The 17,834-nt window shown below is 44.1% G+C and carries 17 protein-coding genes; 13 read left to right on the top strand and 4 right to left on the bottom strand.

What is annotated here, in order from left to right; all coding sequences use genetic code 11:
• The first annotated feature begins 5 nt into the window (after nucleotides 1–5).
• The 3 genes from GX089_14670 to GX089_14660 all read left to right on the top strand — a co-directional run bounded on the left by GX089_14670 (nucleotide 6) and on the right by GX089_14660 (nucleotide 1,366).
• Nucleotides 6–686, top strand: a complete 681-nt coding sequence (locus GX089_14670; GenBank protein ID NLP03735.1) for a DUF502 domain-containing protein — start codon at nucleotides 6–8, stop codon at nucleotides 684–686.
• A gap of 114 nt (nucleotides 687–800) precedes the next feature.
• Complete coding sequence (locus GX089_14665) at nucleotides 801–1,055, top strand: acyl carrier protein (protein NLP03734.1); 255 nt, start codon at nucleotides 801–803, stop codon at nucleotides 1,053–1,055.
• A 62-nt stretch (nucleotides 1,056–1,117) separates the two neighbouring features.
• Nucleotides 1,118–1,366 (top strand): hypothetical protein, encoded by a 249-nt coding sequence (locus GX089_14660; GenBank protein NLP03733.1) that lies wholly within the window; start codon nucleotides 1,118–1,120, stop codon nucleotides 1,364–1,366.
• A 9-nt stretch (nucleotides 1,367–1,375) separates the two neighbouring features.
• Here GX089_14660 and GX089_14655 read toward each other — a convergent pair whose 3' ends face one another.
• The gene (locus GX089_14655; protein NLP03732.1) at nucleotides 1,376–2,905 is read right to left on the bottom strand and encodes a response regulator; all 1,530 of its coding nucleotides are present in this window, start codon (nucleotides 2,903–2,905) and stop codon (nucleotides 1,376–1,378) included.
• A gap of 327 nt (nucleotides 2,906–3,232) precedes the next feature.
• Here GX089_14655 and GX089_14650 point away from each other — a divergent pair, with 327 nt between their 5' ends.
• From GX089_14650 to GX089_14640, 3 genes are read left to right on the top strand one after another with little or no spacing between them, the layout of a single operon-like run.
• Nucleotides 3,233–4,219 (top strand): hypothetical protein, encoded by a 987-nt coding sequence (locus tag GX089_14650; GenBank protein NLP03731.1) that lies wholly within the window; start codon nucleotides 3,233–3,235, stop codon nucleotides 4,217–4,219.
• 8 nt (nucleotides 4,220–4,227) lie between these two features.
• Nucleotides 4,228–5,157, top strand: a complete 930-nt coding sequence (locus GX089_14645) for an AAA domain-containing protein (protein NLP03730.1) — start codon at nucleotides 4,228–4,230, stop codon at nucleotides 5,155–5,157.
• A complete protein-coding gene (locus GX089_14640) occupies nucleotides 5,154–6,965 on the top strand; it encodes a hypothetical protein (protein ID NLP03729.1) in 1,812 nt (603 codons plus the stop codon). Before GX089_14645 ends, GX089_14640 begins: the two co-directional genes overlap by 4 nt.
• Nucleotides 6,966–7,079: 114 nt before the next feature.
• Here the strand turns inward: GX089_14640 and GX089_14635 are convergent, their stop codons facing one another.
• On the bottom strand, nucleotides 7,080–7,217 hold the full coding sequence (locus tag GX089_14635) for a hypothetical protein (protein ID NLP03728.1): 138 nt from the start codon (nucleotides 7,215–7,217) through the stop codon (nucleotides 7,080–7,082).
• Nucleotides 7,218–7,351: 134 nt separating this feature from the next.
• Between GX089_14635 and GX089_14630 the strand changes: the two genes are divergently transcribed.
• The 4 genes from GX089_14630 (at nucleotide 7,352) to GX089_14615 (ending at nucleotide 11,510) form a co-directional block, all read left to right on the top strand.
• Complete coding sequence (locus tag GX089_14630) at nucleotides 7,352–7,726, top strand: NusG domain II-containing protein (protein NLP03727.1); 375 nt, start codon at nucleotides 7,352–7,354, stop codon at nucleotides 7,724–7,726.
• A complete protein-coding gene (locus tag GX089_14625; protein ID NLP03726.1) occupies nucleotides 7,701–8,828 on the top strand; it encodes a Gx transporter family protein in 1,128 nt (375 codons plus the stop codon). The genes GX089_14630 and GX089_14625 overlap by 26 nt, the downstream gene beginning before the upstream one ends.
• Nucleotides 8,829–8,991: 163 nt before the next feature.
• Nucleotides 8,992–9,945 carry a hypothetical protein gene (locus GX089_14620; GenBank protein ID NLP03725.1) on the top strand — a complete coding sequence of 318 codons (954 nt, stop codon included), beginning with the start codon at nucleotides 8,992–8,994 and terminating at the stop codon, nucleotides 9,943–9,945.
• Between the two features lie 53 nt (nucleotides 9,946–9,998).
• Nucleotides 9,999–11,510 carry a hypothetical protein gene (locus GX089_14615; protein ID NLP03724.1) on the top strand — a complete coding sequence of 504 codons (1,512 nt, stop codon included), beginning with the start codon at nucleotides 9,999–10,001 and terminating at the stop codon, nucleotides 11,508–11,510.
• Nucleotides 11,511–11,583: 73 nt separating this feature from the next.
• Here GX089_14615 and GX089_14610 read toward each other — a convergent pair whose 3' ends face one another.
• Complete coding sequence (locus GX089_14610; GenBank protein ID NLP03723.1) at nucleotides 11,584–12,807, bottom strand: hypothetical protein; 1,224 nt, start codon at nucleotides 12,805–12,807, stop codon at nucleotides 11,584–11,586.
• Nucleotides 12,807–13,649, bottom strand: coding sequence for a TIGR02147 family protein (locus GX089_14605; GenBank protein ID NLP03722.1), 843 nt, complete (start codon nucleotides 13,647–13,649; stop codon nucleotides 12,807–12,809). Before GX089_14605 ends, GX089_14610 begins: the two co-directional genes overlap by 1 nt.
• Nucleotides 13,650–14,178: 529 nt before the next feature.
• Here GX089_14605 and GX089_14600 point away from each other — a divergent pair.
• The 3 genes from GX089_14600 (at nucleotide 14,179) to GX089_14590 (ending at nucleotide 17,742) form a co-directional block, all read left to right on the top strand.
• Complete coding sequence (locus tag GX089_14600) at nucleotides 14,179–16,752, top strand: hypothetical protein (protein ID NLP03721.1); 2,574 nt, start codon at nucleotides 14,179–14,181, stop codon at nucleotides 16,750–16,752.
• Nucleotides 16,753–17,114: 362 nt separating this feature from the next.
• Nucleotides 17,115–17,282: a hypothetical protein gene (locus GX089_14595; GenBank protein ID NLP03720.1), complete on the top strand. Its 168-nt coding sequence runs from the start codon at nucleotides 17,115–17,117 to the stop codon at nucleotides 17,280–17,282.
• Nucleotides 17,283–17,319: 37 nt separating this feature from the next.
• On the top strand, nucleotides 17,320–17,742 hold the full coding sequence (locus GX089_14590) for a hypothetical protein (protein NLP03719.1): 423 nt from the start codon (nucleotides 17,320–17,322) through the stop codon (nucleotides 17,740–17,742).
• The last annotated feature ends 92 nt before the right edge of the window (nucleotides 17,743–17,834 follow it).

Below are 17,834 nucleotides of genomic sequence, written 5' to 3'. Positions count from 1 at the left end.
AAAAAATGGCTTATATTAAAAAACTGCATAAAAAGATCTTTGCTTATTTCATACAGGGACTGCTTGCCCTTCTCCCCCTGATTGTATCTGGTTACCTGCTTGTTTTCCTTTTCAAGATGGTAGAGGATTTTCTGAAGAATGTCCTGATATTTCTTCCCCGGGTTTACAGAGACATCCCCTTTGTGGTCATTTCCTCAGAGGTTATAGCAGGGTTGCTACTTTTTTCACTGATGGTTCTGATGGGCTTTATCGTGAAGAGCATCATTGGAAAGGCATTTATACAAAGTCTCGATTCCCTGTTTATCGCAATTCCAGGTTTAAACACAATCTATAATGCAGTGCGTCAGGTTATCGATTTGTTTGTGGTAAAGAAGGACAGTTTTCTAACCAAACCCGTTCTTGTGGAATACCCCTCTCCTGGTATCTGGGCTGTAGCCTTCAATACCGGAGAGATGCCCGATTCTCCTGACAACTCCGGCAGGAAATTATTTACCGTCTTTATTCCCACTACCCCCAATCCTACCAGCGGCTTTCTGGCGGTAGTCCCATCGGAGAAGATTTTTCCTCTTAATATAAGTGTAGAAGATGCCGTGAAAATGGTGCTTACCGGAGGCATGGTCAAGCATCCTGATGCAGCTACAGCCAATATCCGGCAAGTATTGATGAAAACTGAAGAAAACATTTAGGTTCCTCATTTCCCTTTACCCGGCACATACTTTTTCCATTCATAAATCTAGCCATAAAGCGAATTCTTTAATGGTATCGAAGATTTTTTTTTGGATATCGGAGGTTTTGTATTGATGGAAAGTGATTTTCTGGATTTTACTGCTGAATATTTCCAGGTATCCTCTGACAGGATAAGCCTGAGGACAAGGCTTGAGACTCTTAGCAGGGACTTTCACGATCATATTAATTTCAGCTTTGAGGTAGAGAAGAGATACGGCATTGAATTTGAAGGGGAGGATCTGGATAAGGTTCATTCGATAAGAGATTTTATAACCCTTATCAAAAAGAAAGTCCGGAACACCACTGGAGATTACAGCAAGGCAGCCTGACATGGCTCTTTGTTTGCTCTTTTCAATAGGAGGAGAACTCTAAAATCTCAGAGGAGGAATTTATGTATCTGGAATGGATAAAGTATTTCTTACTGTCTTTAGTACTACTGCCTGTTCAGTTACTGGCTCAGGTTGCTCCGGAGGAACCGGTTCAGGATGTTGATGGAGCAGGAGCAACATCGGGATGGTGGTGGTTCTGGGTAATTCTTTTACTTGTGATTGTTGCTTTTGCGATTTGGTGGGCATCAAAACCCGGCGCAACCAAACCAACCACAAAAACCCGTGGGGGCCCCACTGTAACCGGAACCTAAGCTTACATTTTATAGGGCCGGAAGCAGTGTGGAGCTGTTCTCCGGCTCATTTTGATCCTCTAAGGACAGATCGCTGCATGATGGCAGCAGAACCTCAACTGTACAGCCAGGAGGAGGTTCGTTATTCCTCAGTGTTATTGTACCCTTGTGTACCTCGATTATATGTTTTACAATAGATAACCCCAACCCTGTTCCCTTTTTACGGGTTGTGAAGAAGGGTTCAAAGATCCGTCCCAGTACCTCCCTATTTATTCCTCTTCCTCTGTCAATAATTTCGATACAGATGAATTTACCTTTCTTTCCCAGAACTATTGTTATCTCCGAACCCTCGGGACTGTGTTGAGAAGCGTTCTCCAGAAGGTTCATGAATACCTGCTGAAGCTCGAGCGGATCACCCATCACGAACAGGTTTTCTTCAGGATCAAGCTCCAGAACAACTTTTGCCTTTTCATGAAAACCAGTGCTTTTCCACAGCGATACTGATTCTTTTATAATCCCGGTAATTGAGCGGCTGACTATTTTTGATCTCTCTATAGGTTTTCCCAGTTCAAGAAGATCCTGCATCAATCGTTTCAGTCTGTCCACATGAACAAGGACATGCTCTTTATATGGAAGATATTCGGGATTGTCACCAATTTCCTGAAACAAAGCCTCCAGCACCACAGATATGGCGTTTAAAGGATTTCTCACTTCATGAGCGACACCGGAAGTGAGGAGCCCAAGTAAACGGATCTCCTGCGTCTGAGACAGTTGCCTCTTCATTTCCAACTGCTCATAATTTAAAATTTCAGCTCTTTTCCTTTCAGTTACATCTCTTAAAAGAACAGAGAGTCCATGTTCTGTGGGAAAGGCATTCATCTCGAAATAACTGATACAGTCTTCTTTCTCTGTAGTAAGTTTAGAAAAGAATGGTTTTCTGCTTCTTAAGGCAGCACGCAATAAATCTGAAACCGACTCATGCTCAGGAAAAAGTTCCATGAATTTACGGGTCAGAGCTGATTTGACAGGTATACCTGTCAATTTTTCCGCTGCTTTGTTCCAGAAAGTACAGCGAAGTTCCATATCGAGCGCAAAAAACACATCGGTTATGCTCTCAACAAGATAACGGTATTTTTCCTCACTTTGAATGCGGTCCAGTTCAGCGGCTCTATGTTTGATGCGCACTTCTGCGTCATTTAGTTCCCGACTTACAACAGGTACAAGCTTTGCCAATTTACCTTTGTTGATAAAATCATGAGCTCCGGCTTTCATGGCACAAACTGCTGTTTCTTCTTCGGCTTTTCCGGAAACTATTATAAATGGCAGGTCCTTTCCATTTTCTTTAAGTACTTTCAATGCTTCAAGAGCACTAAACCCGGAAATCATATATTCTGAAAGCACTACATCCCAGATATCTTCCTGAAGTGCCTGACACATCTGTTCCGCAGAGTAAACACGTCTGGGATAAAGGTCAAACCCACCTTTGCGTAATTCTCTTTCAAGAATAGCCGCATCATTGTCGGAATCCTCAATTATCAATACACGGAGGACATTTCCCATTGATTCTCCAGATTTTTTATCAGTGAAAGAGAAGCGGGTATTGGTTGGCAATCCCGTTTGGCGATTAACAGATTGAGATTGCTTTAAAATAATTCGCTTTCTCGCAGTATCAAATGATTTCCTTTGTTTAGCAAGGGGAAAGGATCTGTTCCTGTTTTTTTCTGGTTATAAATACAGATAATTCAGATACCGAAACTAAAAGCATCGTTTTCTTTCACGTTGAAAAAAGTATTTTCATCTTTATTGCAACAGGGGTTCACTGACTCCGGCTTATACTGACCCTGTCCTGTTTTTTCTCAATTGAAAAATATTATTGAGAGGGGATTAATGAGAAAGATTATCTGTTACATTCTGGTTATCTGCACATTGGCTGTTTCGGCCGAACAGCAGGATAAAAAACTGAAGATCGCAATCCTGACACTTAAAAACACAAATGGAGTTTCCGAAGGAGAAACGGAACTGATTTCTGACCGGCTCCGGAATGAGTTCTTCTCTACCGGCATGGTTGATGTGATGGAGCGGGAACAGATGCAGGAAGTCTTAAAGGAGCAGGGATTTCAGCAATCCGGTTTGACCTGTGCTGAACAGGGTTGTATGGTGGAGATCGGTCGTATGCTGGGAGTACAGAGACTTATAACCGGTTCTATTGGCAAGCTTGGATCCATGTTTATGGTCAATGTGAGGAGTGTAAATGTCGAGACAGGAAAAATGGAAAAGGTCGTTTCCGAAGATGTAAAAGGAGAAATTGAGGATGTAGTTAAAATAATTCCCGAGATTGCCCGTAAAATTGCTGGAGGGCAGGTAGCTTCTTCCAGCAAAGTCATTGCAGAGAACAAAGCCCCCCCAGTTGAAGCATCCAGAGAGCCACAGGATGATCTGCCGTGCAATGGTTCATATTACATGGAACGGCTCAAACTTGACAAATCAGTAATCGGATTTGTTCTTGATCCGGATAAAAAGGAAGAGCTTGAGGAAGACCTCGCAGATGCTCTGGAAGAAGCCCTGGACAGAAAAGTAATTCCAGCCACAAAAAGCCAGTTGGCATCCAGTAAATGCAACACGAAAGTGATAAAGATACATTTGAATTCATACAGGAAGAGTCCGGATATTCTCAATCAGTACAGAGGAACCGCCAATATCACACTTTCGATATTCAACTCGCCTTCAGCTTCTTCCCCCCTGGTAGCTGTAAACATAGAGCGAACAGGGGACAGACACTGGCATGATGAAACCCCTTTTTTAAATGCGTTTGATGAGATCATAGAAACTATAGAGGATGATCTTTGGTCGAAAGTCAGGCGCTATTTCAAGTAAGGAAAACGATGAAACTGACAATCGATAATGTCGAACTGACACTCTCCCATCCCCTCAAAGGAAATATCGAGTGGATCGGGCAATCTGAGTCTATGCGGCAATTGCTTGCCTGCTGGCTTGTTCTCTCCGATCAGGATTTTCCCCTTGTCCCCCGTATCATCGGACCTCCCGGAATCGGCAAAACCACTCTGGCTATAGCAGCAGCCAGAAGCAGGGGGCAGGATGTTTACGTGATGCAGTGTACTTCCGATACACGTCCGGAAGATCTCCTTGTTACTCCTGTGCTTTCCGAACAGGGCAAAATAAGTTACCATGCCAGCCCTCTGCTTTCAGCGGTACTGACAGGAGGAGTTGGAATTCTGGATGAGGGAAACAGAATGTCGGAGAAGTCCTGGGCTTCTCTGGCTGGTTTGTTTGACAATCGCAGGACAGTGGAATCGGTTGTAGCAGGGATCACTATCACGGCACACAAGGATTTCAGAGCCGCTGTCACCATGAACGAGGACTCCTCTACATTCGAAATCCCGGATTATATCATGTCCAGACTGCAGCCTGGAATCCAGATCCCATTTCCGGACAGAGAAGATGAACTGAAGATCCTGAAATACAACATCCCCTTTTCCAGCGAAGAAATACTGGATCTCTGCATCGAATTTCTCCAGAAAGCACATAGACTAGACCTTCCCTACTCGATCCGTGACGGGATAAACATCATGCGGTACTCCCTGAAACTTGGGCAGGCAGAAAGGGATATCAAAGCAGCGGAGGTTTTCAACAAGGCGGTTTTACAGATTCTCGGCAAGGAAGCGCTTGACATGGAAAACCTGGCCGCCAGAAGAAAACTATCAGGAGAGCACCTCCCTTCGATGAGCATGGGCGATTTTTTCTTCACAGATGATGATGAACTCAATCCAGACTCAGACGAGAATGAGCAGTGAAACTTACCGGAAATGTAGAAATTATCCCATACCTTCACGGTAAACTGACTTTCGCTAGACAGGTACGGGAGCTGTTTCTTAAAGGAAAGTATGACTGCGTAGCTGTGGATATTCCGTCAGTGTTCCAGGACCACATCTCCGCAGCAATTGAAAACCTTCCCTTGATAAGCGCGGTCGTGGCACGAGGATATTCCGAGCCTCTCTTCTATATCCCGGTTGATCCCTGCGACGCAGCCGTAGAGAGCATTCGTCAGAGCAGCCTGCATCATATTCCCTCCTTCTGCATAGGATCATCGGAACTCAGAGTCCCTCGACTCCTCGCACCGCTCCCCGATGAATATATGGAAACACGGATCGGTATCGACATTTATAACACTCTCTGCCTCAAGGCCGCAGGATTACCTGAAGAGGGTTCTCCGGATGATATCGAATGTCAATATATGGCCGGAAGGATTCACCAGCTTGAAGCCGGGTACAAGAATATCCTTGTCCTTCTTCATTACAGGAATTTTGTCAGGACAATCTTCCATTTCAGGCAGGAAAAGACATACAACATGCGCTTCGATGAAGAGCGTTCGTATTCGATTCTTTCCGGGCTGATAAACCCCGATCATCTTTACTTTGCTCTTGGAGAACTTCCATTTATCACTGGTAAATATGAAAAGGAGCGCTACGATCCATTCGCCCCTCCTTTCGATATCGTGGAATCGGTAAAGGATCTTTTCAGAGAGACAAGAGACCAGTACTTCGACAGCAAGGATGAGGTCATGAGCCTCTCCCCTGTACGAATTCAGGCGGCTCTCACTTTTCTGCGTAATATCACGGTCATGTCCGGAAGGATAATTCCGGATCTGTTTGACATAGTAGAGGCAGCAAAAGGAGTGGGAGGAAACGCCTATGCTGTGCGAATCCTGAAAAGTGCACGCTATTACCCCTATATTCCGGCAGTAAACAGAAACGAGCTGATCGGTACGGGCATTGACCGGATTCTCATTCCTGAATGGGGCAGATTCGATTCAGTGAACCTGTTCAGGGATTTCCAGATGTACTGGAGGTCAATTTCCATAAAACCGGATCCATCGATCGAAAGAAAAAAGAGATACCGTTATTCCTGGAATCCCATGGGTATGTGCTCCCATATTCCCGAAGACCGCAGAATCGAGAGTTTCAACAGCTTTGTGCGGAACAAGACTCTGAGAGTCCTGATGGAGGATCTGATCAGATCCGAGAAGTTTACCACATCAGTAAAGGATGGCATAGATATCCGGGAGACACTGCGGAACTGGCACACAGGTGACATTTATGTCAAGGAACTTCCGCCATCAAAGGGTAAAATTGACACGGTGGTGATCATATTCGACAGTAAAAATGACCACAGGTATCCGCACCGCGCCACCTGGTACGCAGAACACAATGAGGAGTCTACGTTAACCTTTTATGCAACAGATCCTATGGAGAACCTGATCGGGCCGGGTATTGCCAGATGCCACTACGGGGGACTTTCGCTTCTCTTTCCTCCCAGAACTATCCCGGATATTTTCAGCATGACCTCTGGCATGGATTTCCCTGATCTCGCCACACGACTGACCTATGGAGCATTACTTTTCAGCTCGGAAAAAAATGTGGGTTACATAGCAGCAAAGAAACCCGGTCCGGTACTGAAAAGCATTGCTTCAAAACTGAAAAAGCATCTTGTATGGATTCCAATGAACTCTTTTTCAGGAGAGACACTTAACCGTCTGAGAAAATTTCATATTCTTAACGGTAAAAATGTACGGAGCTGGGCAGCAAGATTTATAGAAGATTAGTCTCTTTCAAACGAGGTCAGTATTCGAATCGGAATATTAGCTGTAAAAGACCAGGATTCGATACCGATACCGATTCCGAAAAGAGAAACAAAAAAACATTCATTTAGGGAAAATTCAGAGAAGATGAAAAACCCTGCTGATCAGCCAGTTTGCAAGCAGAAGAAGCGCAGAGATGTCCAGAACCACTCTTCCCACCTCCACTCTGCTCTGTTTCTTTTTTACCGAACTTGCCTTGCAGATTACTGAATTCATTAAAGCATACCGTATATTAATGATCCGCAAAGGAAATCGTAATACATATCCTGTGCATGGTCTTGAAGATGAGTCGAAAGATTAACGTAAACAATAACAATACTATACCATAACAGAGAGCACCGATCAAGAATATGATTCCGCTGAGGCGTTTTACCTGGGTAGATGCCATACTGATTGTCCTTGTACTTTCAGGAGCAGTGTTTACCTTTCCGGTGCTTAAATCAGTAACTCCCGGAAGAGTTGTGATAAACAGAGGAAACCATATCCTGGCGGAATACCCTGTTGACAAAGACAGAATTTTCGAAGTAACCGGTGAAAACGGCCCTCTGACAATCATGATAAAGCAGGGTAAGGTTTCGGTTCTCAGTTCCCCCTGCCCTCACCAGATCTGTGTCCTTTCCGGCTCGATCAGCCATGCCAGAAGCCAAATCGTTTGTGTTCCCAACCGGATACTGATCTCAATCAAGGCATCAGAGAAAAATGGACCCGATGCAGTCACACACTGAAAACCAGATCACCCCGGACACTATCCGTAAAGCCGTCTGGCTGCTTGTTGCCGTGGCTTTAAACGCACTGGAGTTTTTTTTCCCCAGACTGCCATTTTTTCCATGGCTGAAACCAGGTCTCGCGAATGCTGTCACCATGATCTGGATTATCAAATACGGTACTGCCGACGCGGTTCTTTACACAATTCTAAGATCATGGATTTCCGGATTCTACTTTGGCTTCTCCTTTCTTACTCTGGCACTCAGTCTCAGCGGAGGAATCACTGCAACTCTGGCTATGGGTGCAGTGTGGAGAATTCTGGGCAGCAAAGGACTTCTGGGGACTGTCGGGATAGGAATAACGGGTGCGCTGTTTCATAACGCAGGTCAGCTTGTCACAGTGTATTTCCTTGTAGTTCATAATTTTTCTGTCTTTTACCAGATCCCCTTCATGGCAGCAGCATCCGTCCTTTTTGGAAGCATAATCGGGATCATAGTGCCTCTGGTTTTTAGAATCCTTGACTCTATGGAAATCTCCGGGAAACAAAGAGCCGGATTTCAACTCAGGGGTTTTGCTCCCCGTCACATCATCGGGTCAATTTCCCTTCTTGCTTTCTGCCTGCTCCTATTTATTTTTCAGGATTTCAGGATTATCCTGTCTCTGGCTGGTTTGTTAACCCTGTCCATTTCCTTATGGAAACGTTCTGTAAAACCCCTGATTCACCCTCTAAGGTTCTGGCTGCTCTTTCTTTTCATCTTCTGCATGTATTCTTTCTTCTCTTTCGGAACACGCCTGAGCTGGGCCGGCTTTCTGACATCTGAGGGGATGAAATCTGCAGCTTTACAGATTATAAGGGTGTGGGCACTTCTTGAGGCCGGACTTCTTCTCCCGACACTGCGGTTCAATGAGATCATGTTTTCGATGCTGAAAAAAGTCTTCCAGAGAAATGATGAGACATTGGCTGCAGGTATTATCGCTTTGGAATATTTTCCGGAAGTAATAAGGTTTGTTAAGGACAGGAAATCAAGAAAAGACCTGAATTTCTTCAGGAAACCATTGTTTTCCATCCATGAATTCCTTACAAGGGTACAGGATAACGTCTTTTTGACAATCCAGCAATAACAAAAAAATCCAAGCCAGGAATATTTTTTTTTTTTGACTCCCGTTCTCTCCCGTATCCCCCAATCTGCTTGCCTGCCAAACCATTGTACACCTATTTTTACCGTTAGCGGTATCCTCCCGGAAATCAGGATTGATCCGTTTTTGAAAAGGAGTCCTCAGAAGCATGAAGAAGTCCCGCATTGTGTCAAGTATATGGCTGATTCTTATTCTCCAGTCAGCAATCCTCATGGCAGAAACATTCGAGATTCCCGGAGAGGGAAAGTTCCGCCATATAATCATCGACGGCAAAAGCACAGGTTTCTTTCGTCAAGTTCATTCCGGAGATGAAGCCTCCCGGCGAATCCGGGAAAAACAGGCCGAAGTAGGACGGACATTTCAACACTGGATAGATTACCTTCATAAAAACAGAAATGATCCCGGACTGGTGCGTGAAGCCCTTGAACGGCTTGGCTATGCAGACGGTCCCAATATCGAACTGGCACTTAAAGCCGCCAGGGATATTCTTGATAAAGCACCTGAAGATGAGACCGGGCCTGCAGCCATCGTTATGATAAAGACACTCATACAGACCAGTCAAATGGATGATTCCGATGCATATAAGAATATCCTCTACCTCAAAAGTCTTTTAACCTCTGCAAGTCATCCGGTGCGGATTCAGGCTGCAATCTCACTTGTCTCATTCGGGGAAAAAGATGATAACCGCAAGGTACTGTTAAACGCTTATAATGACCAGAAATTCCGCAGGAGTCCTTCAAACCTGGCCTGTCTTGACTGTGTGGCATGGGCACTGGGAGAGATTGGCGGCCCGGATGAATCGGCGGCCTTAACAGAAGCACTGTCATATAATGATCTCCCGGATGACCGCAAAATCACAATCGCAGGAACTCTGGCAAGAATGGGAAAAGAAAATACGGCTGCTGATGCACTGGATAGAATAGCCCGGAGCTCTCCGGATAAATGGACCAGAATCCGGGCACTAGAAACACTGGGGAAATTTGCCGGAAGAAACTCCAGGGCAATGGAATCAATTCGCAGAGCGCAAACTCAGGATTCCGACAGAAGAGTCCGTGATACCGCCGGCAAAATTCTTAAGAGAAGCAGAGATTCCGGGAAATGAGAAGACAAACGCTTTACATAAACTTGCTTCTGTTTATCCCAGGATTCTTTTTCATGTCATCCGCAGAGTACAATATCGATGATGTGGTCTCCTATGCACAGAAATACTGGGAAACTCCAAACCATGAGTGCGGTGATTACATCGATTGCACCCCCTGGTCATACTGGGGAACATCCTACTGCGGTTATGCATCACATGGCGGAGACTGTGCAAACTTCGTTTCGCAATGCATTCTTGAAGGCGGCCACAAAGATCTGAATCAGGGGGATGGTATCTGCAGAGGATACCCGTGCGGCAGGGAAGAGATAGGAGCAGACAAACTTCAGAAGTGTCTCAAGACTTACCATGGATGGACCGATCTGGGCATCGGGTACATGCTTCCTCCCCCACCTGAGATAAGGCCCGGTGATGTGCTTATGTACAGTAATGAATACGGTACGGGGACACATGCAACTGTCGTGGTAAGAGTCACCGATGGTGTGGCTTACATCGCTGCACACTCTTCATCTCAGTATGACCGTATCTACACATACCTGACAGACTCAGAGCATTGCTACTACCGCTGGCTTCATAATCCCGGCGGCAGTGTGAATGATACTGACAATGCCCCGCCTGTCGGCCGGCTTGAAACAGTTGACTGTCAGATTCTCCGTGGATGGGCACAGGATAGAAATGATGATCAGAGGTCAATAGAGGTTCAGCTCTATATTGGTGGTCAAAAAGGCAGTTCCGGGGCTGTAATGGTTCAATTGACAGCCAATGAAAGTCGTCAGTACCTTTGCGACCTGCGTGGATACTGCAGTCTGGGGTTTTCTCTTCCCACACCGTATTCATTGATGGATAATACGGAGCATGTGATATATGCCTATGGATTAGATACCCGGGACAGTTCTGCGGTTCTTCTTAACGGATGTCCGGCAACCATCACCTGTGCTCCTGAAATTCCTGACGGTGTAAAGCGGACAATTGTAAGTGTACAAAGCAGAAAGGAACTCTGGCATTTCGATGATTTCCAGGACAGGATACCGGTAAATGACTCGATGCTTAACTCCATTAAGGAGGGTCCGGACTGGGAGGAGAGACCGCAGCTTGTAAGAACCGATGGTGATTCTCTCTGGATACTGGATAAGGGCTTTCTTCGCCACGTAAGCGATAGTTCCATTAAGAACTGGCGGTTTGGCAGTTTGATTCCTGAGACAACCTGGACAGCAGAGGAGATTGCATCTGTGGTAAAAGGACCTTCTTTCCGCGCCCGCCCCTGCATTGTCACAGGTTCCGATTCTGTTTATTATATGATCGATGATTCACTTTCCCAGGTTTCGTCATCGGTATCTGACAGATCCCGAAGAAAGAGCATCACTTTTACATCAGCAAAACCGGTTGAAGAATTCATAATCTGCGACATTAAGGGCAGAATTATCACCCGTTTCTCCGGCAATTCAATGTCAACCGGTTCAGACCTGAATAGGATAAGGACCCGGGGAAAGGTTGGTCCGGGTGTTTATCTTGTAGTGGGGAAAACAAGGGAAAAGCGGGATGTAAAGAAGTGGGTATTGGAAAAATAGTGTTGATACCCGGCAGTGCCATTTGACATAAACTGAAGTATAAGAATACCATGTGCCGGTACAGTTTTTTCCTCTAAGGAAGTATATTTCCTATGCCGACACCGTTTATGTACAGGTTATCAAGTTGAAGAGTAAGTGTGTCACCGGAGACATTGAGACTCACAGGAAAATCAAACTCTAAGCGTAGAATAGACTTTTTTGCATCATCCCAGGTAATACCCTGATTAATCACCTCTGACCACACCGGTACAAGCAGTTCACTTACAGGTATTACATACTCAGTCCAGGTGTCTGTCAATTGAATCTCTTTGCCAAAATGTAATTGTCCCCCTCCAAGATCATCAATAACCCTGCTTTCAGCACTGAATCTGATACTGCAGTTTCCCCGGGCAAAAAAGGAGAATGACTTTACATTGCTGAAGTCATAACTTCTGCCTGCGGTGCCGATATTTACCCCTACTCCCGCAAAGGCGGCAATTTCTTCTGAATTGCCAAGAACTGCGTCAGCACGCAAGCATTTTCCTCCAGAAAATCCAGATCCATCCTCAACAACTGCAGTCAGCGCAGAATGTATCTGTGAAGACTTGACAGTATCACAATAGCTGTACCAGTCTCCTCCTGTCATTTTCCCCATCCTGGAAAGCCCGTAGAATTCAGATGCACTTTCGAAATCATCAACCAGAACTGTTTCTGCGCTGAAACTGAAACTGATCTGCTCAGTCTGGCCCTCATCAATTGAAGCAAAGCTGTATCCGGCATAGATATTGTCTTGTGTCCTGAAAAGAATCGGATAATCTCCCGGTGCAATTCCGGGAACAGTGAAATCCTGCCCCTGAACAGAGATAGAGTAGAGTGTGCCGAATATCTCGGCTCTGCTTATACGGAGCCCTGAAGAATCGATCCTGCCGTTAAGAGTAGCTTTCTGCTTAAGTCTTATTACCAATATGGAATCGTAATCTGCCTTGAAACCAGGTATGAAAGCAGCCCCATCTCTTCCATCAGCCTGAAGATTGCAGACAGTACCTGAATCGTACTTTAAAGTGAAGAACCCGTCTCTGTTCGTTATGGCACTGTCAATCACAACCGGCAGATCAAGACGCCTCTTCTCTACCCAGTTCCCAGCATCGATAAGGTATACTGAAACACCTGAGTCAGGAATTCCTGAGGGAGTGATCACTCTTGCATTGACCGTTTCCGTTGCTCCTCCTCCTTCATTTACTGCCAGAGAAGAGCACCGGAATAAAAAAATTGAAATAGCAAAAATTATCATAAAGCAAAATACTGTCCTGTACTTCATCAGTCCTCCGGCATCTTTGATAAAGGGAACACCTGAAGCCCGACCTGATAAACCCTCTGCGGGTGGGGATCCGTACGGGCAAGAGTAATTAGCTGCTCCCTGAATTCCTGCATCATCAATCTTACCTGTTCAAACCTTTCTCTTGACATACTCATGGTTATGGAAGAGATATCCCGATCTTCTCTGGGGATCTCTTCAAGTCCATGTTTTGCAAGTTCAAGCATCTCAATCTGATGCTGACGTACAGCAAGTACACCCCACTCGGCATTTATAGTCAATACCTTATCCACCCGCCTGTAATAGCCGCGTTTATCAAGGACTATAAAGCCCAGTCGTTCAAGAAGTTTTAACGCTTTTTCAGCTTCAGCAGGTGTAATCCTGGGTATAAGCAATCTGGCAGCTTCTTTATAATCACTTGATATTTTGTGAATTGCAACCAATTCCCTCATAGCCGAATAGTACCATTTGCTCCAGTACTCGTATTGCTCTTTATTGACAATCCGTTTCTGGGATTTCTGGGCAGAGGCAATTCTTTCAAACGATTCTATTTTTTCTGCATGTGATCTGGTGTTAGTATAGGATATCAGAGCTTTGAGATATTCTTCCTCTTTATTATTGAGATTCAACAGTTCTGCAAATCTGCCGGCTTTTTTGAGAGTAAGATTTCTTTTCCCCTGGAGAATCCATGTTATGTGCCCGATTGATCCCAGCCCAAGCCTGGATGCAATCTTTCGATAAGTACAAGAGGGATCTTCCTCCTTTAGCCGCGCAAATGCATCTTTAAGGAACAGACGATAATCCAGGTAGTCAAATATGGAGATACGGGACATTTTCTCTTTCATGACGGTACTTGAAACAGATAAAAGCTTTTAATAATATACACCAGTAAACCTGTTCTTACCAATATTTTTGTGAACATATATCATTCATTTTGCAACTATATATTCCGCAAATGCAGGCTCTTTGTAAGTTTTATCAAATTTCTAAATAATTTATTTAATATGAAAGTGAACACTAAACTTTATTTCCAGCAGACACGTAGCTTTCCAATCACACATAAGCAGCAATATCTAAAACCACCCTGATTTATTTATCGAAATAACCCTTTTTAACAAATCTGCCTTTGACTGTTGAACGAATATAAAATTATTCATTGTATACTTAATTTCAATAATATTCATTTAAATTGTGAACAGTTTTCCCACCTATCAGTGACTTTTTCCAGAAAAAAAGCCTTTTTTCTGGAAAAATTTGTTTATATTAACCTGTACCGATTTTTTTATGTCTATTAATTATCTGATGATTTGTGAACAGTATTCCTTGATAAACAAAACCATTTATAAATCCTGATAATTCTGGAAAGGACAACGTATGGTAAACAGCTACAGCAGGATCAAAGCAATTCTTTATTTATTCTCCCTTTTACCGATCTACATTTCAGCACAAGAACTCCAATTTAAGGTATTTCCTGAAGGTCCATCTAAAGCCATCAGCCCATACATTTACGGAATCAATGCTGTTGCACAAAGTCCTGCTATATATTCCTCGCTAACTGATCTCAACCTGACCTCAGATCGCCTGGGTGGAAACCGTCTGACAGGTTATAACTGGGAAAATAATGCATCCAGTGCCGGGGCCGACTGGCAGCATAACAGTGATAACTGGCTGACAAGTAACCCGCTTACAGCACCGGCTGAACCACTTGGCACACTGCGAACATTTTTTGAATACACCCGCTCAAATGGGCGTTTCCCGATCATTCAACTGCCGATGGCTGGTTTTGTTGCAGCGGATACAGATGGGCCGGTTTCAGAAAACGAAGCTGCCCCTTCATCCAGATGGAAAGAAGTGGTATTCAGGAAGGGATCATCTTTTTCACTCAGCCCGGACTTAACAGATTACTTTGTATATATTGATGAATGCATATACAATCTGGTTCAACTGTATGGTACAGCATCTCAGGGTGGAGTTAAAGCCTTCTGCCTGGACAATGAACCGGGATTGTGGAACAACACTCATCCCAGAATCTTCCCTGTCAAAGTGACCGCACAGCAGATCATCGACAAGTCAGCCTCTCTTGCCTCCGCAGTAAAAGCGGTTGATCCTACTGCTGAGATTTTCGGCCTGGAATCCTGGGGGTACTGGGAAATGCACGATTTCACAGATGCAGTAGACTGGGGTCTGTTCAGTTCTACTTACGACTGGGCAATATCGGCATACCTTGGAGAAATGAAAAAGAAGTCAGATGCTGCTGGTTTAAGACTGCTCGATGTCCTGGCGATTCACTGGTACCCTGAAGCAAGAGGTGACGGAAAACGGATCACCGGAGACGATACAACATCAGGTGCGATAGAGGCAAGACTCCAGGCGCCCAGATCCTTATGGGACCCTGATTACAAAGAAGATAGCTGGATAATGGATCTTAACTCAGGTAACCCTCTTAATCTGCTGCCAAGAGTAAAGAGATCCATAGATCAGTGGTATCCAGAAACGAAACTTGCCGTTACTGAATACAGCTATGGCGCATCAAATCACTGGTCCGGGGGACTTGCACTTGCAGATGTTCTGGGAATCTTCGCACGAGAGGGTATCTATACGGCGAATCTTCATGTAGCCCCTGTAAATTTTCTTGCTCAGGCTTTTAAACTATTCAGAAACATAGATGGTTATATGAACGGTTTCGGAGATATGCTTGTGCCTTCAGTAAACGCTGATTCCACTAGATACTCAATCTATTCGTCAGTGGAATCAGGAAACGAAAAGTTTCTGCATGTTATTATCATCAATAAAAAAGCAACCGACACTCCTGCATCTCTTAAAATTGAGGGGACAAAAAAATACCTCTCGGGTGTTGTATACGGTCTGGCAAAAGGAGATACGGCAATAAATCCTAAAAACAATGTATCCTTAATAACGGAAAACTCCTTTACATATACACTTCCGGGATACAGCATGTTACATTTTGTCCTCTCAACAGATTCAATCACTGTGCTGCCCCGGCTGAATTATTATACTCTGCTTACAAGTGCAGTCGGAGGAGGCACCGTAACGCGTTCAATTGAAAGTATCCGTATTGCAGAGGGAACAGAGGTAACTCTTACTGCCACTGCCAGAAGCGGCTGGACCTTTGCGGGATGGAGCGGTGATGACAGTTCAAAGACATCCACTATCAGGGTTACAGTAAACAGGGATCTTGATATCAGAGCCCTTTTTGTTTCTGCAGAGGAGCTGCTTGTCAATGGCGATTTTTCGGAGGGCAAAACCGGATGGACATTCAGCACCTGGAGTGAGGATAACTCTGCAGAGGGAACACAGGTGATTGAAAATGGTATACTCAAATATACAGTGGTAAATGGCGGTCCATATGAATGGAACGTACAGTTTTTTCAGGGCAACATACCACTTGTTAAGGGAAAGGCATATGTCCTTTCCTTTGATGCCAGATCAGAGAGCAGTGATTCTTTTAACCTGTTCCTGGGAAGCAGCGGTACTTTCGGAAATGTGTCAAGGAAGATCGGCCTTTCAAATGAATTTCAGACATTTACAATTCCATTTGTAATGGATTCCGCCTCAACACCATCTGCCCGTCTCTCCTTTGATCTGGGCGGGGCGAACAGGAGTACAATTTTTTACTTTGATAATATCTCTATCAAAACCGATAATACCGGAATCAGAACCGTTTCGAAACCATCAAGGGGTACAAACAGGTTGATTTCGGCTGTTCTGGATAAAAACAATATCAGGCTCAATGTACTTTCTGATGGTTTGTATAAAATAGGACTTTTTAATCTCAGTGGGCGACTGGTAAAGAATCTCTGTAACGGACAATTAAAATCCGGAAATTACAATTTCACCTTTAAATCAGAGATGAGTGCTGGAGTATTACTTCTGAAGGTGAGAAAAGAGGAAAGAGAGGAAGTTTTAAGATTGAGTTTTGGGAGGTAACTCATAGTTAATCGAGTTTCCGGCCGCGAATAAATGAAAGTGTGATTACCGCAAGCGGAAATCCTGTGAGGATTGATCCACCTACAGTATTACCGTTGATTACAGCGCTTATAGCAGCTTGTGAACTGGTTTGGTTTTTTCCTGAAGATGATTTTTACTAACCATGGATTTCTTGCTCAATTTTCTCCATTGCTGTTTTCAGGTCTCTGCCAACCATAACCCAATCCCTGTGCAAACTTTCAGAATGCCTTTTTGAAAAATGTAAATTTAAACAGGGATAGGCTGATCACCGATAACCCGAAAATTCGCGCCGGGCTTCCCTTCTTCTCACCGCGAAACAGCTTTCAGGCGAAAGGAAGCAAATGGGACCTTCAAAAAAACAGCTTCAGACTTTAGTTGAACTCCACCAAGCGGAAACAGCGCGCCTTGAAAAGGCAAAGGAAGATTTTAATCGCATTGTTGACGGTTTGAATGTTTCCGATGTGAAAAAAAGATCTTTTAAAGAGTGTTACAACTCGCCGGCAGGCTGATAAAATATTAGACCAAGCAAAGGAGGTTGCAGAAACAATGGAAAGCCAGGAAAAGGCTATAAAACTATACAGGCATATAATCGCTCTAATCACCAAAGAAAGCCTTACGGATGCGGGAACTAAAGAACTACAGAGGTATTTATATGCTTGGACTGAAATTGCAAATAAAGCCAATGCAGAGGGGCACAAATTCTTGCTCCCCCTTCTATTTGGGATAATAGAAAAACTTAATAAATCAAAAAAGAATACAAAAGGCGACCAAGAAACAATATTGTTCTACAAGGATGAAAAAAGCCTTACAAAGACATTTAAAAGACAATATGAATCAAGGCAAACTATACGCAATATTGCAAAAAAGGTATTAACACCAGAACAATACAAGGAAGTTTACCGAAAGCGGACTTTGAATGAGAGTGCTGAAAAATTTGGAATTGCCCCGAAAAAATGGACACGTGACTAAGCAATTTTCTTCCGTTTGACAGATTCATATTCTGCTGGTGATAAATATCCCAAAGTAGAATGAATCCTTTTGCAATTGTAAAAACCTTCGAT

The sequence above is a fragment of the Fibrobacter sp. genome, assembly GCA_012523595.1.
Taxonomy (GTDB): domain Bacteria; phylum Fibrobacterota; class Chitinivibrionia; order Chitinivibrionales; family Chitinispirillaceae; genus JAAYIG01.
This window is presented reverse-complemented; position numbering and strand designations above follow the sequence as displayed.